Origin of the sequence: Streptomyces griseorubiginosus, from assembly GCF_001514195.1 — a bacterium.
In the GTDB taxonomy this organism is placed as follows: Bacteria; Actinomycetota; Actinomycetes; order Streptomycetales; family Streptomycetaceae; genus Streptomyces; species Streptomyces griseorubiginosus.
In genome coordinates this window covers 207631-228802 of the sequence record NZ_KQ948738.1, presented here as the reverse complement: position 1 = coordinate 228802, position 21172 = coordinate 207631, and the positions used below count along the sequence as shown (strand labels likewise).

The window sequence follows — 21172 nt, the reverse complement described above, 5'->3', positions numbered from 1 at the left end:
CCCGCTCGCCCCATGGCGGCCCGCTGCGCCCGGGGCCGGGCCAACCGCACACATGCCGAAGGGACCGCTCCGACAGCTGGAGTGGTCCCTTTCGGCACAAGGGGCGGGGCGGTGCGGTCAGCGCACCGGCGCGCCCTGCGCCTGCTGCGGGGCGATGCCCAGCGCGGTCGTGTACTTGGCGAGGGCGAGCTTGCCGATCGCCGGGTAGGGGCCGAGCGGGTCGGCGGCGGAGCAGCCGGCCTCCTTGGCGGCCTCCTCGATCACGGCGGGATCGATCTCCGGCCCTATCAGGTAGGGCGCCAGCGCCAGCTGCTGCGAACCGGAGGAGCGCAGCTGGTCGGCGATGGACGCGATCGAGCCCTCCTGGTCGAGCGCCGCCGCCATCACCGGCACCGCGAGGCGCGCGGCGAGCAGCATGCCGGTGATCCCAGCCGCCTGCACGGCCTCCTCGCCGCCCACGGCGGCCAGGACGATGCCGTCCGCGGCCGTGGCCACGGTGAACAGCCGGGCCCGGTCGGCACGGGCCAGCCCGGCCTCGGACAGCCGCACGTGCAGCGCCTCGGCGAGCAGCGGGTGCGGGCCCAGCACATCCGTGAGGTCCGCCGCGATCCGGCTGTCCATCACGGCCTGGCGGATCCGGCGCAGCAGCGCGTTGTCCGGGCCGGCGAGCAGCGGCACGACGACGGCGACGGGGCCCTCGGGCTCCCTGACGTCCACACCGGCCGCCTTGGCCTGCTCGTAACGGGCCGTGCGCTCTTCGGCGGCGTGCACCAGGACGCCCTGGAGCGTGGGGAACTCCGAGTCGTCACCGTCGAGGTACCCGATCCGGGCGTCGAGGCCGGGCAGCTCGGAGCGCGCGATGCTCACGACCTCCTCGGCGAGACCGCGCGTGGCGGCACCGGGCGTGCCCGGGACCGCGAGGACGAGCGCGGGCGCGCCCTCGGGAGCCGCCAGGGGCTCGGGTCGGCGGTGCCGCCCGGGCTGGCGAGGTCGCGGCATTCGTACTGGCAGGCCGGACGCGGGCCCAGTGGGGGAGCTCATGGCGACGCATGTTACTGGTTTCCTGGGCTTCCCTGTTCGGGGAGGGTGCAGGTGAGCGGTATCCGTCCGGTTTTGTCTGATGAGTTACGTCCCCTTCAGCCCCTCTTTGGGGTCACCAGGTACACCATCGACTCGTCACTCGGCAGGGCGAACGAACCCCGCGCCAGTTCTGTGGCGATCTGTACCGATCCCTCCAACGGCCCGCCCGCCGCGGGGACGTTCCGGGCGTGCGGCAGCAGCCGCCTCAGCTCTTCCTCCAGCGGTACGACGAGTGCGGCACCCGTCCGGAACAAGCCACCGGTGAGACAGACACGCGGTTCGCCCTCCGTCGGGCAGACCGCGGCCGCCGACCCGGCGATGTGCCGGGCCGCCTCGCGCAGGATGCCGCTCGCGACTGGGTCGCGGTCGGCGCAGGCGGCCACTTGGGGTGCGAAGGAGGCGAGCACGGCGGGCCGGTCCGGCCGCGGGTAGAGCTTGCCGGGCAGTTCCCGCACCGGACCGAACATCTCTTCGGCCAGCGCCAGCAGGGCCGTGGAGCCGCCGGGCCGCCCGTCGTGGGCGCGCAGCGCGGCCTCCAGCCCGGCCCGCCCGATCCACGCCCCACCGCCGCAGTCGCCCAGCAGATGGCCCCAACCGTCCGCGCGGCGCCATTCCTTGAGGTCGGTGCCGATCGCGATCAGGCCGGTGCCGGCCGCGATCACCGCGCCGGGGTGTGGGCCGAGGGCGCCGGTGTAGGCGGTCACCGCGTCCGCGACGAGCGCGACGGTCCGGACCCCGAACTCCCTGGCCAGCGCGGCGGGCAGCTCGGCCCGCAGGGCGTCGCCCAGGGTCGCCATTCCCGCCGCTCCGACGACGGCCGTGCCGAGCGCGGTCACTCCCGCCTCGGGCAGCAGGGACCGGACCATGGGCACGAGCTGCTCCATCAGATGCCCCGGATCGATCCCAAGCGGGCCAGTCCGCACCGGTACCCCGGACTCCCGCGGGGCCGTGGCCTCCCGCCCCGGGACGCCCACGACGGCCCGCAGACCGGACCCGCCGGAGTCGACGGCCAGGAACCCTTCCGTCACTAACTCGCCCCTTCCTGGCCGGCGGCCGCGTGAACCGGCGGCCGCGGGAGCCGCCGGCGCTTTTAGCTGTCGGCCCCGGTGAGCTGTCGGTCCCGGTGAGCTGGTGGCCCCGATAGCCGCCGGCCCAGATGAGCCGCCGACCCCGTTGAGCCGTCGGCCCCGATCAGCCGCCGGCCCCGGTGAGCCGTCGGCCGCGTGAGAGGAGGAAGAGTAGCGGCCCGGGCGCCGGGCCTCCCTGCGTACACGGGGTGTCGGTGCGGGCCAGTAGGGTGACGCGCTGTGGCACCACGACCTTTGCATGAACTAGTTGAAGCGGGCTGGGCGAAGGCCCTGGAACCCGTGGCCGAACGCATCGCCGCGATGGGGGACTTCCTGCGGGCCGAGATAGCGGCCGGCCGGACCTACCTGCCGGCCGGACAGAACGTGCTGCGGGCCTTCCAGCAGCCCTTCGACGACGTACGCGTCCTGATCGTCGGTCAGGACCCCTACCCCACACCGGGGATGGCCATCGGGCTGAGCTTCGCGGTGGCGCCGGAGGTGCGCTCGCTGCCGGGCAGCCTGGAGAACATCTTCCGCGAGATGCACTCCGACCTCGGGCTGCCCAGGCCGTCGAACGGCGACCTGACGCCGTGGACCCGGCAGGGTGTGCTGCTGCTCAACAGGGCGCTGACGACCGCCCCGCGCAAGCCCGGAGCCCACCGCGGCCAGGGCTGGGAGGAGGTCACCGAGCAGGCGATACGCGCTCTCGCGGCGCGGGGCAAGCCGCTCGTGTCGATCCTGTGGGGCCGTGACGCGCGCAATCTGCGCCCGCTGCTCGGGGAGCTGCCCGCGATCGAGTCCGCGCATCCGTCCCCCATGTCGGCGGACCGGGGCTTCTTCGGCTCCCGCCCGTTCAGCCGGGCCAACGACCTTCTCGTCGGGCAGGGTGTGCAGCCGGTGGACTGGCGGCTTCCCTGAGACGCCGGTCCGGGCTGGTCGAGCGGCCGACGCGCCGCTCGACCAGCCCTGCGCGGCACTCAGGGTCCGGTCAGCAACCCGTGGCGTTGTAATTCCAGAACGCGGCCCTGGTCTGCGGACCGGCGATCCCGTCGGGGGTTCCGGCGTTGTACCCGACGTTGTTCAGGAACTTCTGGAGCGCCGTGATCGTGTTGCTCCCGACGATTCCGTCGACGGTACCGGCGTTGTAACCCCAGGCATTGAGCATGCGCTGGGCCGCTTTCCAGCTGTTGGTGCCCAGCTGCCCGTCCTCGGTACCGGCGTTGAAGCCCCATGCGTTCAGGCAGCTCTGCCAGTTCCTGGCCCGGGCCGTGTCCAGGCCGAGGTTGTTGACCGCGAGGGGTGCGAGTCGCGAGCTGCTGACCGCGGCCTTGGTGGCGTGCTGCGGGGCCGCCACGCTCGCACCCGCTCCCGCGAGGCCTCCCAGGGCGATGCCGACGACGGCGCTGGTGGTGACGAGTGTCCTGGCCAGAGAAGTTCGCACTGCTTTCTCTTTCCTGTCGACTGCGACGGATGCGACGCGACCGCCGGCGCCTGCGGTCGCATCGAGCACAGCGTGCCAGGGGAAATGCGCTCGAATCCCGTGCGAATGCGAGCTTCTTTTTCGTATGACTGAATTCGGGCCAAATCCTGAGAATGTGCCGCAAGGGATTTGCGTCAGGAATTCATGAACTCTGGCCGACAAACCACTTGTTCGCCGGACGGGGTGGCGAAGGGCCTCGACGTGATGGTCAAGTGGTCGTTGTCGTAGGGAAGTCGGCGAGTTGCGGGCCATCGGGGGGAGAGACGGGCATGCGAGTGAGGCCGGGTGGCGGGGTGTGCGCGGCGGTGCTGCTGGCGGCCGTGTCGGTGACGTCGTGCACGGCCGACGAGCGCAGCGATGAGGCCCGGGCCTTCGAGGAGGCTCTCCGGCCCCTGGGCGAGGCCAAGTCCTTCCGCATGGTGGGGGAATTCCGTGGCCCCGACGGCTCACGGACCGGTTTCGACGCCCGCCTCGACGGCCACGGCGCCTGCGCGGGCACGGTGGGGGACGCGGAGAGCCTGCTGATCGGGGAGCGGGTGTGGACGCGTTGGGCCGACAGCGCGCTGCCCGAGGCCGTGAGCAGGCTCGCCGGGGACGAGGAGACCCCCGAGCTCGACCCGGTCGCGGACCCGGCGCAGGACGGGCGGTGGACCGCCGTCCGGCTGCTGCGGGGCTCGTACATGGTCACGACCCTGCCCGGTGAGGTGCCGGAGTCGGAGGGCATCGCGCCGGTGTGCCGGACGGGGTCGCTGCTCGCGGAGGCCGCGACGGGCGCCGGTGACGTGGTCTCCGGCTCCGTGACTGTGCGCGACGGGGAGCGGCTGCGCCCGCTGTCCCGGACCGCGGGACCGGTGACCGTCCGGGTGTACGTGCCGGAGCGGTCCGGTCCGAAGGCGCGGCTCGGCGACCACCGGGTCGAGGCCGAGTACCGGGTCGAGGGTGGCCGGTCCTTCTCGGTGCGGTTCAGCGACCTCGGCGAACCCGTCACCGTGCACCGTCCGGACGGGGAGCAGACCGTGGCGTCCGGGGACGTGATGGCGGTTCTGAGGAAGGGCGGGGCCTGAGGACGGTGCGCCAGGACGGCGCGCCAGGACGGCGTCTGAGGGCGGCACGCCAGGACGGCGTCTGAGGACGGCGCGCCAGTGGGCGCCTGAGGACGGCACGCCAGGACGGCGCCTGAGGACGGCACGCCAGGACGGGGCCTGAGGATCGCGCGCCGAACCGCGGGCTCGTCGAAAACCGGCTGCGTGCTCCCCGTCGAGCCGCCTACCGTGCCCTCGTGGAGGATCGCGAAGTGCTGACCGGCGGAATCAACGAGGTCGTGCGCGAAGGGGACCGCGTCAGACGCCCCGCGGCTCCATGGAGCGCGACCGTGCAGAGGTTCCTCGCCCATCTCGCGGCGGCGGGGTTCACCGGGGCACCGCGGCCGTACGGGATGAGTGAGGACGGCGAGGAGGAGATCGTCGAGTTCCTGCCCGGAGAGGTCGGGCACGACTTCGACGCGCCCCAGGTGCGCAGTGACGCGTCTCTGATCGCCGCGGCCCGACTCCTGCGGGAGTTCCACGACGCCTCGGCGAGCTTCGTGCGACTGCTCGACGACGTATGGCAGTTCGCACCGCGCGAGCCCGCGGAGGTCGTCTGCCACGGCGACGCGGCCACCTACAACACCGTCTTCCGTGACCGGCTCCCGGTCGCGTTCATCGACTTCGACACCGCCCACCCCGCCCCACGCCTGTGGGACGTGGCGTACACCGCCTACCGCTTTGTGCCGCTCTACGCCCCGGACGCGGCCGAGCCCTCGCTGCCGGTGCCCGAGGGAAGGCGCCGGCTGAGTCTCTTCGCCGACGCCTACGGCCTGTCCGAGGCGGAGCGAGCGGCACTTCCCACGGCCGCGGGGGCCCGGCTGCGGGCGCTGGTGGAGTGGATGCACGCCGAAGCGGCGGCGGGCCACACGGCCGTACGGCGCCATGTCGCCGAGGGACACGACCGGCGGTACCTCACGGACGCCCGGTGGATCGAGGAGACCTACGGGCCGGACGCGAACGGGCGCTCCTAGGCCCTGCCGGGTGCCTTCACGCGGGATACGCGTGGGTCTGCGTCGCCTTCACCGTGGCCCATACGGTGGCCCCGGGGTGCAGGTCGAGTTCCGCGGCGGCGATGGTCGTGAGGTCGGCGGCGAGGGGGAGCGGGCCGGTGAGCGCGGCGCGGATCTGGTCGCCGTGGGTCTCCAGTCCGGCCACCTCGCAGCGCCAGAGGTTGCGGGCGCTGGAGCCGGTGGGCCGGTCCCGGTGCAGGGTGACCGCACTGGGCGGGAAGGCGACGAAGACGGGACCGGTGAGGTCCTCCGTGGTGGTGACCTCCGCACCGCCCTCCACCCGGACGGTGTGCCCCTCCGCCTCGCCCCGGTACAGGTTGAGACCGACCAGGTGGGCGATGTAGTCGGTGCGGGGATGCCGGGCGATGTGTGCCGGGGTGCCCTCCTGGACGATCCGGCCGTCCTCGACGACGACGAGACGGTCGGCCAGGACCATGGCGTCCAGCGGATCGTGCGTGACGAGGACGGCGACCGCCTCGAACTCTGCCAGATGGTGCCGGAGTTGGGCCCGGACCTCGAGCCGGGTGCGGGCGTCGAGGGCGGCAAGGGGTTCGTCGAGGAGGAGCAGCCGCGGGTGCGTGGCCAACGCGCGGGCGAGGGCCACCCGTTGGGCCTGGCCGCCCGACAGGCGCCGGGGCTTGGCGGACGCGTGCGCGGTGAGGTCCAGACGTTCCAGCCATACGGCGGCCTGCGCGCGGGCCGCCGCCCTGCTCGCCCCGTGACAGCGCGGGCCGAAGGCCACGTTGTCCAGTGCGCTCAGGTGCGGGAAGAGCAGATAGTCCTGGAAGACGACCCCGACCGGGCGGGACTCCGGCGGCGTACCGTCCAACTCGGCTCCGTCCAGCCGCAGATGACCGGCGGACAGCGGTACGAGACCGGCGAGCGCGCGCAGTGCCGTGGTCTTGCCTGCGCCGTTCGGGCCGAGGAGCGCGACCACGTCACCGGGCGCCGCCGCGAGCGTGACGTCGAGGTGGAAGGGGCCGCGCTCGACCACGAGACGGGCGTCGAGGCCCGCGGCGGCGCCGGGCGTGCCGGTCTCGGTCATGAGGCGCTCATCCAGCGGTCGCGCAGTCCGGCCAGGACCGCGACGGAGACGGCGAGCAGGACCAGGCTGAGGGCGATCGCGGACTCCGGGTCGTTCTGGAGGGCCAGGTAGACGGCCAGCGGCATGGTCTGGGTACGGCCCGGGAAGTTGCCCGCGAAGGTGATCGTCGCCCCGAACTCACCCAGCGCACGTGCCCAGGCCAGGACGGCGCCCGCCGCCACGCCGGGCGCGATGAGCGGGAGGGTGACGCGGCGGAACGCGGTGAAGCGGGACGCGCCGAGCGTGGCGGCGGCCTCCTCGTACCGGGGGTCGGCGGCGCGCAGGGTGCCCTCGACGCTGATGACGAGGAACGGCATCGCCACGAACGCCTCGGCGATCACCACCCCGGTGGTGGTGAAGGGCAGCGTGACGCCGAACCAGGAGTCCAGCCACTTGCCGACGACCCCGTTGCGGCCCAGCGCCATGAGCAGGGCGACACCGCCGACCACCGGGGGCAGCACGAGCGGCAGTGTGACCAGGGCCCGTACGAGGCCGCGGCCGGGGAACTCCACGCGGGCCAGCAGCCAGGCCAGCGGCACCCCGATCACCAGGCTCACCGCGGTCGCCGCCGTCGCGCACACCAGGGAGAGCCGGAGCGCCTGCCAGACCTCGGGGCTGGTGAGCAGCTCGGGCATGCTGCGCCAGGGAGCCCGGATCAGCAGCGCGACGAGCGGCAGGGTCAGGAACGCCAGGCCGATCAGAGCGGGCACGAGCAGCGGCAGCGGAGCACCGCCGCGAGCCCGTCGACTCCCACCGAACCCGGAGGCACGGCGACGCTGCGGACCGCCCGTGAGGGTGTCCGTGGCGTCGGCCCGGCCGGGGGAGCGGAGCGTCACGGCTGAAGGAACCCGGCTGAGGTCAGGACCTTCTGGCCCTCGGCGGACCGCACCAGCGCGATGAACGCCTTGGCGGTCTCGGTGTTCTTCGACTCCTTGAGCAGGGCGATCGGGTAGGCGTTGATGGCGTCGGCGGACTCGGGGAACTCCACACCCTCCACCTTGTCACCTGCCGCCCTCACATCGGTCCTGTACACGACGGCCGCGTCGGCCTCCTTCAACACCACCTTGTTGAGGGCCGACTTGACGTCCTCCTCGTAGGACACCGGGGTGAGCTTCAGCTTGCTCGCCGTGAGCGCCTTCTCGGCGGCGGCGCCACAGGGGACCGTCTTGTCGCAAAGGACCACCTTCAGGTCCTTGCCGGTGAGGTCCTTCAGCGAGGCGACCTTGTCGGGGTTGCCGGGCAGGGTGGCGATCTCCAGCTGGTTGCGCACGAAGGTGGCGGGCGCGTCGGCGTTGTCCTTGGCGTCCGTGACGACCTTCATCGTCTTGGGGCTGGCGGAGGCGAACACGTCGGCTGGTGCCCCGCCGGTGATGGAGGCGGCGAGGGAGTCGCTGCCGCCGAAGCTGAAGGTGACCTTCGTGCCGGGGTGGGCCTTCTCGAAGTCCTTGCCGAGCGTCGTGAAGCTCTCCTTCAGCGAGGCAGCGGCGAAGACGGTGATGTCACCGGAGACCTTCGTCCCGGAGCCCGACTGCGAGGCGCCCGACTTCGCGGAGCTCGAGTCGTCGGAGGAGGAGCAGGCGCTCAGGGCCAGCAGCGCGGCGGCGCCCAGGGCGGCCACCTGCACGGACCGACGGCTGCGGGTGCGCACGGAACGGGTCATCACGGGTCCACTCCTCAAGGTCCTCAAGGACCCCACTACGGCCTCACGGCCTGGCCAACGGTCGCTCGACGCCACGCTCGACGGTGCGACCCCCACGGTCGACCATAGTGCCGCATATGCGAGGCAAAAGTCTCTGGTGCCATTGCATGAGCCGGAACCTTGATCCATCAGGTTGGCATGTGCGTTTGTACATGCGACGTACTGGACGCCGGTCGGGGAGGCACCACCCATCGGGATACTTGATCCATGGGGAGTGTGGCGGCGCTGTACCGCTATCCGGTGAAGTCGATGCTGGGCGAGGCCGTGAGCGCGGTGACGGTCACGGAGAGGGGGTTCCGTGGCGACCGGACGTACGCCGTGCTCGACGGGACGGGCGCGGTCGGCAGTGCCAAGCACCCGCGCAAGTGGGGTGCCTTGCTGCGCTGTCGCAGCCGGTGGGACGACCGCGGCCGCGTACGGATCGTCCTGCCCGACGGGACCGCCCTGCCGGCCGAGGACCCCGAGCTGGACGTACGGCTGTCCGAGTTGCTGGGCCGCAAGGTCTTCCTCTCGGCTGTCGCGCCCGAGCACAGCAGACTCGAACGTGCCGTGCCCGAGTACGAGGGCGGGGTCCCGGACGTGGTGCGGGAGTCGGCCTCCGTCGATGCCACTGGGACGAGCATCACGACGGGCAGCGTCGCCCAGGGCACCTTCCTCGACTTCGGCCAGGTGCATCTCCTCACCACGGCCTCCCTGGCCCGGATGCGCGAGGCCCATCCCGCCGGGGACTTCGACGCCCGCCGTTTCCGGCCGAACCTGGTCGTCGACACCGGCGGGGAACCGGGATTTCCCGAGGACACCTGGCCGAGCGCCCGGCTGCGGGCCGGCGAGGCGCTGTTCCGGGTGGTGGTGCCCACGCCCCGCTGCGTGATCCCGACCCTCGGCCACGACGAGCTCCCGCCGGACCCCGGCATCATGCGCGCGGTCGCCCGCGAGCACCGGGTCCCCGTGCTCGACCTGGGCCGGCTCTCCTGTCTCGGCGTCTACTTGGACGTCCTTGAGGCGGGCACGGTCCGAGTGGGCGACACGATCACCCTCTGCTGAGGCCGCCACCGCTTCAGGGGCACCAACTGCCCCGCCCCCTGTGCCCGGGTCAGCCGATCACCGCCGCCCTTACACACAGCACGTCCGGCAGATGGGAGGCCAGCTGCCGCCAGCTGTCGCCGTCGTCGCCCGATGCGTACACCTCGCCGTTGCGGTTGCCGAAGTAGACGCCGGCCGGGTCCGCGTCGTCCGTGCACATCGCGTCCCGCAGCACCGTGCCGTAGTGGTCCTCCTGCGGCAGCCCCGAGGTCAGCGGCTCCCAGCTCTTGCCCGCGTCCGCCGTGCGGAACACCCGGCACCGGCGGTCGGCCGGGACCCGGTCCGCGTCGGCGTTGATCGGGAAGACGTACGCCGTCCCGCCGCGGTGCGGGTGCGCGGCCGTGGCGAAGCCGAAGGTGGACGGCAGTCCCTCGCCGATGTCCGTCCAGTGCCCACCCGCGTCGTCGCTTCTGTACACCCCCCAGTGGTTCTGGAGATACAGCCGGTCCGGGTCGGCCGCGTCCCGCGCGACCTTGTGCACGCACTGGCCGAACTCCGGGTTCGGGTCCGGCAGGAACACCGCCGAGACACCGGAGTTGGACGGCTCCCAGCTCGCCCCGCCGTCCTTCGTACGGAACACCCCGGCCGTGGAGACGGCCACCGTGACCGCACGCGGATCCCGTCGGTCGGTCAGGACGGTGTGCAGGCCCTCACCGCCGCCTCCCGGCACCCACTTCGAGCGCGTCGGATGCTCCCACAGGGGCCGGACCAGCTCGAAGCTCTCCCCACGGTCCTCGGAGCGGTACAGCGCGGCCGGTTCCGTGCCCGCGTACACCACGTCCGGCTCGGCGGCCGCCGGGTGCAGCTGCCAGACCCGCTCCAGCGAGGCCCCGGTGTCCTTCGGGAACTTCACCGCCGGCTGAGCGGGCTCGGTCCAGGTGCGGCCCAGGTCGTCGGAGTGGAACACGGACGGTCCCCAGTGCGCGCTGTCCCCTCCGGCCAGCAGCCGCGGACGATCGCCTCGCGTGTCGATCGCCACCGAGTACACGGCCTGTGCGTTGAAGTAGGGGCTCTCGTCGAACTCCCAGGTGCCGCCGCGCGCCCGCCCGATGAACAGACCCTTGCGTGTCCCCACGGCAAGCAGCTTCTCCGTCATACCGGTCACCTCCGCTGTGCTTCGACGTCTTTGTCCCAGCCACCGGCCAGTCTGCACCCCACCACTGACACTCACCCCTGGAGACGGCTTCGCCGCAGGTCAGAGCAGGTAAGGGCGCGGATGATAACCGTCCGCCGCCCTTGACGGGCGGCTTTCGCCAAGATGCCCGCGCGGGCCCACGGCCGGGGGACGGTGGTGACGGAGAACTCGCCGAGACCCGTGAGCATCGAGGGGAACTCGCCCGTATGGGAGAGCGGTCCGGCATGTTCGTGCGCCCGTCGCTCATGAGGAGGATGCCTTCGATGGCGTTCCGTGGTCCCAAGGTCTGGCTGTGGCGGTGGCGGCGCAATCCGCTCAGACGCCGTGCCGACACCCTCGAGGCGTGGGTCGTGCTCGGTGCCTGGCTTGTCACTCTGTTAGCGGGGGTGGGCGCGGGGCTGGCGGTGAGCCGGGCCGTCGAGCATCAGCTGGCGCGGGAGCGCGTCGAATGGCAGCCGGTCGTCGCCCGGCTCACCGAACACGCTCCCGGCACGGCCGACCCGGGTACGTCCAGTGGCGAGCGGGTGTGGGGCGAGGTGGCGTGGACCGGGGCCGACGGGTCGGACCACACGGGTCAGGTCCGCGTCGACCCCGGCAGCACCCAGGGCACGCCGGTCACGATCTGGACCGACGCCCACGGCCGTCTGATGACCCAGCCCGCGACCGAGGGCCAGGCCCAGATCCGTGCCGCGCTCATCGGCGCCCTCGTCGGTGTCAGCGCCGCCGCCGTCCCCTTCGTCGGCGCCCGAGTCCTCCGCGGCCGTCTGGAACGCCGCCGCCTGGACCAGTGGGACACGGACTGGGCCCACTTCGGCCCCCTGTGGGGCGGGAGACGCGCGGACGGGAGGTGAGCGGCGGGAGCGAGGGCGGGGTCCAGCGTGTGAGCGGCCGGGGGATGGCCGTCCAGCCAGTCCGGGGCCGCCAGGGGGCACGCCCTCCGGACCCGGAAACCCACGCCCATCGGCCCTTGGCCACTCCCGCCCTCCGACCCGGCCCCGGACCTTCCCGTCCTCCGGCCCGGGCGTTCCCGTCCTCCGGTCGCGGCCGGTCACGCCCCTCCCGGCCTTCGTTCACCCACACCCCCTGGCCCAGTCACTCCATCCCCGAAGCCCCCGCCAACACCTCCCCACACGCCCGCACCAGCCGTTCGTCGTCCAGCACGTCCTGGCTTCCGCGGCCGCCGCCCCGCACCGCGAGATGCCGTCGCCGGGCGGTGACTTCCGCGCGGACGAGATCGTGCAGCGGCACGCCCGCGGGGCCCAGCGCGGCGAGGCAGGACGTGATGGTCCGGCGCGTGTACGGGTTCTGCGTCCAGGCCGCTCTCAGCACCGGCGCGGACAGGTCCGCGTCCCCGCTGATCCGCCACACGGCGCACGCGGCGGCGACCCGCTCCCACAGGTCGTCCGCCCGGACCGTCCGCCGCAACTCCGCCAGGGCCCGAGCCGCCGCGGGCCCCAGTCGCGCCAGCGCCCCCGCGGCGGCCCGTCGCCGTGGCCGCCCTTCGGCCAACTCGGCCGTCAGCACAGGCAGTACGGCCGACGCATCGCCCTCCACGGACCACAACGGCCCCGCCGCGACCGCCGCGTACTCCGTCGCCAGCAGCTGACGCAGCACCGGTATGACCTCCGGTGCGTGGGCGCCCGCCCCCTCCTTCCCGACCGCGTCGAGCGCACGAACGGCCGACTCCACGACCGCGTCCCGCAGCCGCGCCCCCGCCGGTACGCCGCGCAACACGCGCAGCACCTCCGGCACCGCCTCCGCGTCACGCAGCGCGGCCACCGCCGACAGCAGGGGTACGGCCCGCTCGAACACTCCGGGGGAGTCCAGGGGAGTCTCGCCCAGCCGTCGGCGCAACGCGGGGGCGAGCGAGGCGGCGGAACGGCCCAGAGGTCCGATCGCGTACCCCAGATCGTCCGGGACGACAGGACCGTCGAGCACCTCCGAGAGCACCGGCACCGCCCGGCGGTCCCCGCTCCTCGCCAGTGCCTTGAGCGGGCCGCCCAGTGTCGGTGCCCCGCGCTCCCACCGCCGCACCCACAGATCGGGGCGGGAGGCCACCAGAGCGGCGAGGTCGTCGGCGGCGGGGGCGGCCAGGGTGTGGAGATCCTCCAGGACGGACACCGCCGCCTCCCGCAACCGGCCCTCCTCGAAACGGAGTTGAGCGCCGATCAGGGACACCGGCTCGGCCCAGTCGGCCCGCCACTCGCGGAGGAGCCCCGCCGCCATCCATACGGCGTTGCAGCGGTCGACCACGTCCGGGCTGGTCAACTGCCCCCGCAGGAGGGCCTTCCGCAGGTCGAGCCGGTCGCCGAGACCGCGGTGCAGGGTGCGCAGCAGCTGCGAGCCCTCGTCGTCCGAGGGCCGTAGCCGCCGTAACCGGCTCGCGAGGGTGTCGGAGTGCGGGCAGCCGACGCCGTCCCGTCCGGCGGACCGCCGCGCGGAACGCTCCCTGAGCAGTCCGACGGCGGCAGGCACCAGGTCCACCGGCAGGTGGTCGGGAGCGCAGGCGACGAGCTGGCCGAGGGCTGCCAGTCGCGGTCCCGGGGCGTACGGCTCGGAGCTGAGGGTCGTCAACAACTCCAGTGCCCCGGCCGCGTGTCCGGGACGGCGGCGGACGAACACACCCAGGCTCTCGGTGAGGGCTTGCAGAACCCGGTCGTCCCGCTCCAGGGCGCAGCGCTCCCGCAACAGCGCCAGCACACGGGCCGGTTCGTCGAGGAAGCCCACCAGTGCGGTGGGTGCGGCCCGGCGGACGGAGGGGTCGGCGTCCCCCGCCAGCCGGACGAACACCTCGGCGCCGGCCCGCACCCCGACAGCGGCACGCGCGCACAGGTCGCCGTCGGCGGCGGCGTGCGCCGAGTCCCCAACAGGTAAGCCCGCGGGGCCCGGGACCCCGTCCTCCCGCCCCTCGCCCCCGATGCTCACCAGCAGTTCGACGATGCCCGCCCGGTCCGCGACCTCTCCGCTCGCCACGAGCGCGAGCAGAAACGGAACGCAGGCCAGGGTCGAGTCGTACACGTCGCCCTGGTGGTGCACGGCGCCGTACATCCCGTCGAGGGCGGTCTCCCGCTCGTCCCGGTCCGCGGAGGCGAGTCCCCGCAGCAGGGCGGGCACGTCCTCCGCGCTGCCGTACGCATGCCGCAGCGAGGCCCAGTCGACCTCGTCGATCCCCGTGAACACGTCGTCCTCCCCAGGCGAAGCACCAACTGATCGGAGTCTGCACCACGGGACTGACAACGAAGCGGAATCGGTGGGTGACGGTGAGCGATCCGGACAGGGCGGGGCCCGGTTTTCGCCAGGAGGTCCTGGAACGGCCTCAGTTGTCGCCGGGCAGCGCCCTTGCGAGGACCGTGTCCAGGTCCGTGGCGTCGGGCAGGGTGCCGAAGGCATGACCCCAGTCGCCGCCCAGCCGGCTTGCGCAGAACGCGTCGGCGACCGCGGCCGGGGCGTGCCGGACGAGGAGGGAGGCCTGGAGCGTCAGGGCCATGTGCTCCACCAGGCGTCGGGCACCCGTCTCGGACGCCGTGGTCAACAGGTCCTTCAACCGGGCCACGGCCGTGTCCAGCCGGGCGTCCGCCCCCTGGGCCAGGGCGAGTTCGCCGAACAGCGCCTCGGCGGTCTCCGGCTCGCGGCGCAACGCCCGCAGGACGTCTAGGGCGTTGACGTTGCCCGACCCCTCCCAGATGGAGAGCAGGGGCGCCTCCCGGTAGTGCCGGGGCATGCCCGACTCCTCCACGTAGCCGTTGCCCCCGAGGCACTCCAGGGCCTCGGCGGTGAAGGCCGGACCCCGCTTGGTGACCCAGTACTTGCCCACCGCGGTGGCGATACGGCGGAACGCCTGCTCACCGGCGTCCCCGCGCACCGCGCGATCGGCCGCGCCCGCCAGCCGGAGCGTGAGCGTGGTGGCGGCCTCGGACTCCAGCGCGAGGTCGGCCAGGACGTTGCGCATCAGCGGCTGGTCGACCAGCCGGGCGCCGAACGCGCTGCGGTGCCGGGCGTGGTGGCCGGCCTCGACGAGGGTCTTGCGCATCAGGGTCGCCGACATCATCACGCAGTCCAGGCGTGTGCAGTTGACCATCTCGATGATCGTCTTGACGCCCTGTCCCTCCGGACCGACGAGCCAGGCCACGGTCCGGTCGAACTCGGGCTCGGACGAGGCGTTCGACCGGTTGCCGAGCTTGTCCTTGAGACGCTGGATGCGGAAGGTGTTGCGGCTGCCGTCCGGCAGGATCCGCGGCACGAGGAAGCACGACAGCCCGCCGGGCGCCTGCGCCAGCACCAGGAAGACGTCGGACATCGGGGCCGAGGTGAACCACTTGTGGCCGCGCAGGGTGTACACGCCGGGCTCGGCGGTCGGCGTGGCCGCCGTGGAGTTCGTGCGGACGTCGGAGCCGCCCTGTTTCTCGGTCATCCCCATGCCCGCCAGCAGCCCGCCCTTCTCGGTCGGGACCCTGAGCTCCGGCTCGTACACGCGGCCGGTCAGCAAGGGTTCGTAGACCTTCGCCAGGTCCGGCTCCCGGCGCAGTGCCGGGATCGCCGCGTACGTCATCGACGTGGGACAGCCGTGGCCCGCGTCCGTGTGCCCCCACACCAACCCGCCCGCGGTGCGGGCGACATGGGCGCCCGGCCGGTCCTCCGCCCACGGGGTGCCGGCCAGCCCTTCGGCCACGGCGGTCCGCATCAGGTGGTGCCAGCTCGGATGGAAGTCGACCTCGTCGACACGATTGCCGTAACGGTCGTGCGTGCGCAGGACCGGCTCGTGCCGGTTGGCCAGATCCGCCCACTCCTGGGCCTCGGCGGAGCCCGCGCGCAGCCCGAGCCGCCGCACCTGCTCCTCGGCCCAGCCGGCGCCCTCGCGGCGCAGCCCCTCCAGCAGAGCGGGGTCGGCGGAGGCGTCGTAGGGGGCGAGGGGCGGCGGCTGGTTGGTGACGGTGTGGGTGGTGGACGCTTCGAGCGCGGGTGGGGTGGCCATGGAGACCATGTTGCACTTGCCCTGCGGTCGTATCAATAGTGCAACAAGACGTACAGTGACTGGCCATGCCTAGGAACGTGTCGGTGCAGCCCGGTGAGGCGGACCTGCGACCGCTCTCCGCGCGGTCGGTCGTGCTGAGCCTGCTGCTCGGCGCGCATCCACCGGAGATGCCGGTGAAGGACCTGATCCGCGCGGTGGAGCCGTTCGGGGTGGGCGGCTCCACGCTGCGTGCCGCGCTCAGCCGGATGGTCGGCGCCGGTGACCTGCGGCGCGTCGACTCCGTCTACGGCCTCAGCGACCGTCTGCTCGCGCGGCAGCGCCGCCAGGACGACGCCGTGCACCCCTCCACGCGCGCGTGGAGCGGCGACTGGGAGATGGTCGTGATCACCGCGACGGGCCGTGGCCCGGCCGAACGCGCCGAGCTGCGCGCCCGGTTGACCGCCCTCAGGCTCGCGGAACTCCGTGAGGGCGTCTGGCTGCGCCCCGCCAACCTGCTACGACGGCTCCCCGAGGACCTCGACGCGGTCGCCCAGCGCTGCACGGCCCGCCTCGAACGCCCCGGGCCCGAACTGGCCGCCGCGTTGTGGCCCCTCGACGGCTGGGCGGCCGACGCCCGGGCACTGCTCGCCCATGTCGCCCGCGCCGAACGGCCCGCGGACCGGCTCACCGGGTTCGCGGCGGTCGTACGGCATCTGCTGGCCGACCCGGTCCTGCCGCCCGAGCTCCTGCCGCCGGACTGGCCGGGGGAGCGGCTGCGGTCCGCGTACGCGGCCTATCGGCGGGAGCTGGCGGACACCGTCCCCCAGCGCGATCGGCGTCTCTGACGCGGCGGCCGTAGGGAGCGTCGGACGGAGACGCTCCGTACGGCCGCCTTCACCTGCCGACGGGACTACCTGTAGGTGATGTCGGAGGTCGTGTACTTGCAATAAGTGCCGTCAGGATCCTTGCCGTTGGTGGTCGGCTCCTTGCCCGTGTTGTTCCCGATGTACTTCTGGCACGGGACGATCTTCTTGCCTGAGTCGCCGACGATCGTGATCTTCTTCAGGGTCGCGCTGTCGCCGTAGTTGGTGTTGATGCCGACGAGCTTGTTCCCGGAGTAGGTCGCCTCGATGGTGTTGAGGTTGATCGTCCTCTTGTACTGCGTCGAGCAGTTGCCGCAGGAGCGCACGAAGGTGCCGAAGTTCTGCACCGCGAAGTTCGACACGTTGAGCGTCCCGGCCCCGTTGAACTGGAACACCTTGTCGCTGGCCGACCGCGCGCCGCCGCCGGAGACGGTGTACACGTTGGACGACGAGGAGCCGCGGAAGGTCGCCGCGTCCTCGCCGACGTCCTCCCACCACACGTTCTGGAGCGTGCAACTGCCCGCGCAGTGGATGCCGTCGGCGGCGGGCGCCCCGATGATGACGTTCTTGAGGACGGTTCCGGCGGCCAGGTTCAGGATCGGCCCCTGGTCCTCGTCCTGGCTGCCGCTGCCCAGGTCGCCGGTGCCGTACAGGCGCTTCATCCCGTAGTCCTTGGTGCCGGACAGCTGGATGGTCGAGGAGACCGCCTGGCTGCCGTTCGCGGAGGGCCAGGTGGCGGCGCTCGCGGTCGGTGCCTGCATGGTCATGATCATGCCAACCGAGAGGCCGAGTGCGGCCGCGGCTCCGGTCAGCGCACGCGTACGCGCGCGGGGAGGTGGCGAAGAAGTCATGTCCCGAGTCCTTCTTCCGTAGGGGTGGACGGTTGAGCGATGTGGGTGGTCAGAGCTTTCCGGCGCCCGCGCCACCGGTCACCGAGGCGACGACGGAGGAGGCGGGTTCGGCGGTGTAGCCGTACGGCGCGGCGGTGAAGGTGCCGACGCGGGAGATCTCGGTGGCGGCTCCGCCGAGGTCGTTGCCGCGCAGGTTGGCGTAGCCGTCGACATCACTGCTCCGGTTCGTGGTGACGGCGACTGCGGTACCGCGGAAGACGTTGTTCTCCACGAGCATCTGGGCGCCCATCCGCGAGTGCACCGCGGTCTCGGCGCCGACGACGTAGTTGTCGTAGAAGTGCCCGGTGCCGAACCGCAGGCTGGGGATGCGCGAGTTGACGTTGTCGAACCAGTTGTGGTGGTACGTCACCTTCAGGTGGCCGGTGTCCTCGCTCGCGTTGTTGTCGCTGTGGCCGACGAGCGAGCCCTTGAAGTGGTCCTTGAAGGTGTTCCAGGACACCGTGACGTTGTCAGAGGCGTGATTGATGTCCAGCAGACCGTCGTAGTAGTCCTTGTCGTGATCGCGGTCCGCCGAGAAGGAGTTGTGGTCGATCCAGACCTTGGTCGAGGCCTGCACCTCGATGCCGTCGGCGGGCGCGAGGGGCTTGCTGATGTTCAGGTTGCGCACGACGACGTTCGTGACCTTCTTCAGCCGCAGCCCGCCACCGGTGAACCCGGACGACGAACCGACGCCCAGGACCGTGGTGTTGGAGCCGACGTCGACCGTGCCGCTCAGTGGGATCAGGCCGTTGACCTTCACGACCTTCGCCGTGCTGCCCGTGACGGCCGTCTTGAACGCGGCCAGGGTCGAGACGGTGACCGCCGAAGCGCTGCCGCCGCCGGTGGTTCCGGCGCCGAAACCCATGGGGGAGGTCTCGGCGGCCCCGGCCGGCTGCGGGACGGCCAGCGCGGCCGCCGTCGCGAGCGCGGCCGCACCGGCGGCCAGAGCGGATCTTTGCGCGTGTGTACGTGGGGGGCGAGTACGCATGCGGGGTGCGTCCCTTCGTGGTGCCTGCGTGGAGCCAGGTTGGACATGTACGTGATCAGTAATCGACCTGCTGAACAGCAGGTGTGATGCAGAGTGCGATGGGTGGGTCGGATATCGCGAGAGTGTTCACATCGCTGAACGGAAGGTAGGGGGCAAGCGCTTTCTAGTCAACGCCTTGCGTCGAGCGAATTCTTTCGAGGTGTGGGAGCGCTTCCATGGGGGCCATGTGCATGCCACGATGCACGCCGGACGCTTCCCTTCCGAGAGATCCCCCCCCATCATCCCGCTGAAGGAAAGGGGCATCGACGTGTCCGCCACCCCCCACAACTCCGCGACGAGGCGGCTGTGTTCGGCGTTGACGGCCGTGCTGTCGTTGCTCGCCGCGGTTCTCCTCTGCACACCCACCGCCTCGGCGCGCACCGAGGCGGTACCGGCTGCGACCCTCACCGAGGTGACGGGCTTCGGCACGAACCCCAGCAACCTCCAGATGTACCTGTATGTGCCGGCCGACGTCTCCCCGCACCCAGCCGTCGTCGTGGCCGTGCACTACTGCACGGGCTCAGGACCGGCCATGTACAGCGGCACCGAGTGGGCCCGACTGGCCGACACCCACGGCTTCGTCGTGATCTATCCCTCGGTCACCCGCGCCAGCAAGTGCTTCGACGTGTCCTCGCCGCAGGCGCTGAAGCGAGGCGGCGGCAGCGATCCCGTCGGCATCAAGTCGATGATCGACTGGACGGTCCGCACCTACTCCGCCGACACCGCCAGGATCTACGCCACCGGCAACTCCTCCGGCGCGATGATGACCAACGTCCTGCTCGGCGACTACCCGGACGTCTTCGCGGCGGGCGCGGCCTTCGCCGGCGTCCCCTTCGGCTGCTTCGCGACCACGGACGGCTCGGAGTGGAACAGCGCCTGCGCGGGCGGCACGATCATCCGTACCCCGCAGGAGTGGGGCAACCTGGTGCGCGCCGCCTACCCCGGCTGGACCGGGCCCCGGCCCCGCATGCAGGTGTGGCACGGCACCGAGGACGACGTGCTGCGCTACCCCAACTTCGGCGAGGAGATCAAGCAGTGGACGAACGTCCTCGGCGTCGGTCAGACGCCCGCGGCCACCGACTCGCCCGTCTCCGGCTGGACCCGCACCCGCTACGGCGCCACCGGTGACCGCGCCCCCGTGGAGGCCGTCAGTCTCCGGGGCGTCGGCCACAACGCCTACGGCGCGGGCATGGCCGCCCGCGCCCTGACCTTCTTCGGTCTGGACGGCGGTGGGTCGGTACCCCAACCCGAGCCCGGCGCCTGCAAGGTGACGGTCACGACCAACGCCTGGAACACCGGTCTGACGGCGTCGGTCACCGTCACCAACACCGGCACGTCGACGATCAACGGCTGGCGACTCGCCTTCACCCTGCCCGGCGGCCAGACCATCACCGGCGGCTGGGGCGCCACGTACGCCCCGAGTTCGGGGGCCGTGACCGCCACGAACGTGTCGTACAACGGGACGATCGCCCCGAACATGAGCGTGGGCATCGGCTACCAGGCGAACCACGGCGGCGACAGCGCGGCGCCGAGCGGCTTCACGCTCAACGGGAAGGCGTGCGCGGCGGGTTGAGCGCCGCACGGCTCGCGCGGGACGTCCGGTGTCAGACCGAGCGGTGGTACTGGTCCGGCACGTGGACGTCCCCGCCCAGCTCGCGCGCCGCGTGCCGGGCCCAGGACGGGTTGCGCAGCAGCTCACGGCCCAGCAGGACCGCGTCCGCCTCGCCGTTGGAGAGGATCTTCTCCGCCTGCTCGGCGTCCGTGATGAGGCCCACCGCGGCCACCGGCAGCGTCGTCTCGGCCTTGACCCGGGCGGCGAAGGGAACCTGGTAGCCGGGGCCGACCGGGATGCGGACGCCGGACGCGTTGCCGCCGCTGGAGACGTCCAGGAGGTCGATGCCGTGCGCCTGGAGGTCGCGGGCGAAGCGGACGGTGTCGTCCGGGGTCCAGCCGCCCTCCGTGAGCCAGTCGGTCGCCGAGATGCGGAAGAAGAGGGGCTTGTCGTCGGGCCAGACCGCGCGCACCGCGTCGACGACCTCCAGTGCGAAGCGGGTGCGGTTCTCGTAGGAGCCGCCGTACTCGTCCGTGCGCCGGTTGCTGTGCGGGGAGAGGAAGTTGCCGATCAGATAGCCGTGGGCGCCGTGGATCTCGGCGACCTCGAAACCGGCGGCCAGGGCGCGACGGGCCGCGTCCGCGAACTGCCCCACCACCGAGGCGATCTGAGCGGTCGTCAGTTCCGCCGGGACCGGGTGCTTCTCGTCGAAGGCCACCGGGCTCGGGCCCAGCGGCTGCCACCCCAGGTGGTCCGGGGTGAGGGGCGCACCACCCTTCCAGGGCTGGTCGGTGGCTGCCTTGCGGCCGGCGTGGGCGAGCTGGATGCCCGGGACCGTGCCCTGGGAGACCAGGAAGCGGGTGATGCGACGGAACGCCTCGACCTGGGTGTCGTTCCAGATGCCGAGGTCGTAGGGGGAGATGCGGCCCTCGGGGCTGACCCCGGTGGCCTCGACGAGGACCAGACCCGTCCCGCCTGCCGCGCGGGCCGCGTAGTGCGCGAAGTGCCAGTCGTTCGGAGCGCCGGTCTCGGGACCCTCCGGAGCGGCCGAGTACTGGCACATCGGCGGCATCCACACCCGGTTCGGAATCGTCACATCGCGCAGGGTGAAGGGCTCGAAGAGTGCACTCACGGCGGGCTCCAATCGTCACGGGACCGGTGCTGGT

19 protein-coding genes are annotated in these 21172 nt (G+C 72.3%); 7 read left to right on the top strand and 12 right to left on the bottom strand.

All coding sequences use genetic code 11. The features are described from left to right. Window positions 1-117: 117 nt before the first annotated feature. Entirely contained in the window at window positions 118-1041 is a 924-nt protein-coding gene (locus AQJ54_RS23800) for a sirohydrochlorin chelatase (RefSeq protein WP_063802974.1), read from the bottom strand. 95 nt (window positions 1042-1136) lie between these two features. Continuing rightward, window positions 1137-2108 carry an N-acetylglucosamine kinase gene (locus AQJ54_RS23795; protein WP_062240793.1) on the bottom strand — a complete coding sequence of 324 codons (972 nt, stop codon included), beginning with the start codon at window positions 2106-2108 and terminating at the stop codon, window positions 1137-1139. Between the two features lie 279 nt (window positions 2109-2387). Between AQJ54_RS23795 and AQJ54_RS23790 the strand changes: the two genes are divergently transcribed. Then, on the top strand, window positions 2388-3065 hold the full coding sequence (locus AQJ54_RS23790) for a uracil-DNA glycosylase (protein WP_028809551.1): 678 nt from the start codon (window positions 2388-2390) through the stop codon (window positions 3063-3065). A gap of 70 nt (window positions 3066-3135) precedes the next feature. Here AQJ54_RS23790 and AQJ54_RS23785 read toward each other — a convergent pair whose 3' ends face one another. After that, window positions 3136-3588 (bottom strand): peptidoglycan-binding domain-containing protein, encoded by a 453-nt coding sequence (locus AQJ54_RS23785; RefSeq protein WP_062240790.1) that lies wholly within the window; start codon window positions 3586-3588, stop codon window positions 3136-3138. A 308-nt stretch (window positions 3589-3896) separates the two neighbouring features. Here AQJ54_RS23785 and AQJ54_RS23780 point away from each other — a divergent pair, with 308 nt between their 5' ends. Together AQJ54_RS23780 and AQJ54_RS23775 are read left to right on the top strand one after the other, a co-directional pair. Then, window positions 3897-4691: a hypothetical protein gene (locus tag AQJ54_RS23780; RefSeq protein WP_159055547.1), complete on the top strand. Its 795-nt coding sequence runs from the start codon at window positions 3897-3899 to the stop codon at window positions 4689-4691. A 215-nt stretch (window positions 4692-4906) separates the two neighbouring features. After that, entirely contained in the window at window positions 4907-5683 is a 777-nt protein-coding gene (locus AQJ54_RS23775) for a phosphotransferase enzyme family protein (RefSeq protein ID WP_248845424.1), read from the top strand. 16 nt (window positions 5684-5699) lie between these two features. Here AQJ54_RS23775 and AQJ54_RS23770 read toward each other — a convergent pair whose 3' ends face one another. The 3 genes from AQJ54_RS23770 to modA are packed head-to-tail and all read right to left on the bottom strand — an operon-like array spanning window position 5700 to window position 8466. Continuing rightward, window positions 5700-6767, bottom strand: coding sequence for an ABC transporter ATP-binding protein (locus tag AQJ54_RS23770; protein WP_062026439.1), 1068 nt, complete (start codon window positions 6765-6767; stop codon window positions 5700-5702). Then, window positions 6764-7642 (bottom strand): molybdate ABC transporter permease subunit, encoded by an 879-nt coding sequence (modB, locus tag AQJ54_RS23765; protein WP_062240785.1) that lies wholly within the window; start codon window positions 7640-7642, stop codon window positions 6764-6766. The genes AQJ54_RS23770 and modB overlap by 4 nt, the downstream gene beginning before the upstream one ends. After that, complete coding sequence (gene modA / locus AQJ54_RS23760; RefSeq protein ID WP_062240783.1) at window positions 7639-8466, bottom strand: molybdate ABC transporter substrate-binding protein; 828 nt, start codon at window positions 8464-8466, stop codon at window positions 7639-7641. The genes modB and modA overlap by 4 nt, the downstream gene beginning before the upstream one ends. Window positions 8467-8712: 246 nt before the next feature. On the opposite strand from modA, the gene AQJ54_RS23755 reads away from it, so the two are divergent. Next, window positions 8713-9549 (top strand): MOSC domain-containing protein, encoded by an 837-nt coding sequence (locus tag AQJ54_RS23755; protein ID WP_062240782.1) that lies wholly within the window; start codon window positions 8713-8715, stop codon window positions 9547-9549. Between the two features lie 49 nt (window positions 9550-9598). Here the strand turns inward: AQJ54_RS23755 and AQJ54_RS23750 are convergent, their stop codons facing one another. Then, the gene (locus AQJ54_RS23750) at window positions 9599-10684 is read right to left on the bottom strand and encodes a WD40/YVTN/BNR-like repeat-containing protein (protein WP_062240781.1); all 1086 of its coding nucleotides are present in this window, start codon (window positions 10682-10684) and stop codon (window positions 9599-9601) included. Between the two features lie 302 nt (window positions 10685-10986). On the opposite strand from AQJ54_RS23750, the gene AQJ54_RS23745 reads away from it, so the two are divergent. Next, complete coding sequence (locus AQJ54_RS23745; protein ID WP_062240780.1) at window positions 10987-11574, top strand: Rv1733c family protein; 588 nt, start codon at window positions 10987-10989, stop codon at window positions 11572-11574. Between the two features lie 241 nt (window positions 11575-11815). Here the strand turns inward: AQJ54_RS23745 and AQJ54_RS23740 are convergent, their stop codons facing one another. Further along, the gene (locus AQJ54_RS23740; protein ID WP_062240779.1) at window positions 11816-13903 is read right to left on the bottom strand and encodes a HEAT repeat domain-containing protein; all 2088 of its coding nucleotides are present in this window, start codon (window positions 13901-13903) and stop codon (window positions 11816-11818) included. A gap of 136 nt (window positions 13904-14039) precedes the next feature. Next, window positions 14040-15704: an acyl-CoA dehydrogenase family protein gene (locus AQJ54_RS23735; protein WP_062240778.1), complete on the bottom strand. Its 1665-nt coding sequence runs from the start codon at window positions 15702-15704 to the stop codon at window positions 14040-14042. 56 nt (window positions 15705-15760) lie between these two features. Here AQJ54_RS23735 and AQJ54_RS23730 point away from each other — a divergent pair, with 56 nt between their 5' ends. Further along, window positions 15761-16519 carry a PaaX family transcriptional regulator C-terminal domain-containing protein gene (locus AQJ54_RS23730; RefSeq protein ID WP_062240777.1) on the top strand — a complete coding sequence of 253 codons (759 nt, stop codon included), beginning with the start codon at window positions 15761-15763 and terminating at the stop codon, window positions 16517-16519. 65 nt (window positions 16520-16584) lie between these two features. Here the strand turns inward: AQJ54_RS23730 and AQJ54_RS23725 are convergent, their stop codons facing one another. Then, window positions 16585-17388 (bottom strand): pectate lyase, encoded by an 804-nt coding sequence (locus tag AQJ54_RS23725; RefSeq protein WP_062240776.1) that lies wholly within the window; start codon window positions 17386-17388, stop codon window positions 16585-16587. Window positions 17389-17437: 49 nt separating this feature from the next. After that, entirely contained in the window at window positions 17438-18415 is a 978-nt protein-coding gene (locus AQJ54_RS23720; protein WP_062240774.1) for a pectate lyase family protein, read from the bottom strand. Window positions 18416-18722: 307 nt separating this feature from the next. Here AQJ54_RS23720 and AQJ54_RS23715 point away from each other — a divergent pair, with 307 nt between their 5' ends. Beyond that, window positions 18723-20027 (top strand): extracellular catalytic domain type 1 short-chain-length polyhydroxyalkanoate depolymerase, encoded by a 1305-nt coding sequence (locus tag AQJ54_RS23715; RefSeq protein ID WP_062241308.1) that lies wholly within the window; start codon window positions 18723-18725, stop codon window positions 20025-20027. Between the two features lie 31 nt (window positions 20028-20058). Here AQJ54_RS23715 and AQJ54_RS23710 read toward each other — a convergent pair whose 3' ends face one another. Then, entirely contained in the window at window positions 20059-21138 is a 1080-nt protein-coding gene (locus AQJ54_RS23710; RefSeq protein ID WP_062026451.1) for an NADH:flavin oxidoreductase/NADH oxidase, read from the bottom strand. Window positions 21139-21172 lie beyond the last annotated feature (34 nt).

Bases quoted from the DNA above. Each gene is read 5' to 3' on its own strand.
- AQJ54_RS23800 (WP_063802974.1), bottom strand. From the start codon at position 1,041: ATGAGCTCCCCCACTGGGCCCGCGTCCGGCCTGCCAGTACGAATGCCG.
- AQJ54_RS23725 (WP_062240776.1), bottom strand. From the start codon at position 17,388: ATGACTTCTTCGCCACCTCCCCGCGCGCGTACGCGTGCGCTGACCGGA.
- AQJ54_RS23750 (WP_062240781.1), bottom strand. From the start codon at position 10,684: ATGACGGAGAAGCTGCTTGCCGTGGGGACACGCAAGGGTCTGTTCATC.
- AQJ54_RS23730 (WP_062240777.1), top strand. From the start codon at position 15,761: ATGCCTAGGAACGTGTCGGTGCAGCCCGGTGAGGCGGACCTGCGACCG.
- AQJ54_RS23745 (WP_062240780.1), top strand. From the start codon at position 10,987: ATGGCGTTCCGTGGTCCCAAGGTCTGGCTGTGGCGGTGGCGGCGCAAT.
- AQJ54_RS23735 (WP_062240778.1), bottom strand. From the start codon at position 15,704: ATGGTCTCCATGGCCACCCCACCCGCGCTCGAAGCGTCCACCACCCAC.
- AQJ54_RS23770 (WP_062026439.1), bottom strand. From the start codon at position 6,767: ATGACCGAGACCGGCACGCCCGGCGCCGCCGCGGGCCTCGACGCCCGT.
- AQJ54_RS23780 (WP_159055547.1), top strand. From the start codon at position 3,897: ATGCGAGTGAGGCCGGGTGGCGGGGTGTGCGCGGCGGTGCTGCTGGCG.
- modA (WP_062240783.1), bottom strand. From the start codon at position 8,466: ATGACCCGTTCCGTGCGCACCCGCAGCCGTCGGTCCGTGCAGGTGGCC.
- AQJ54_RS23755 (WP_062240782.1), top strand. From the start codon at position 8,713: ATGGGGAGTGTGGCGGCGCTGTACCGCTATCCGGTGAAGTCGATGCTG.
- AQJ54_RS23720 (WP_062240774.1), bottom strand. From the start codon at position 18,415: ATGCGTACTCGCCCCCCACGTACACACGCGCAAAGATCCGCTCTGGCC.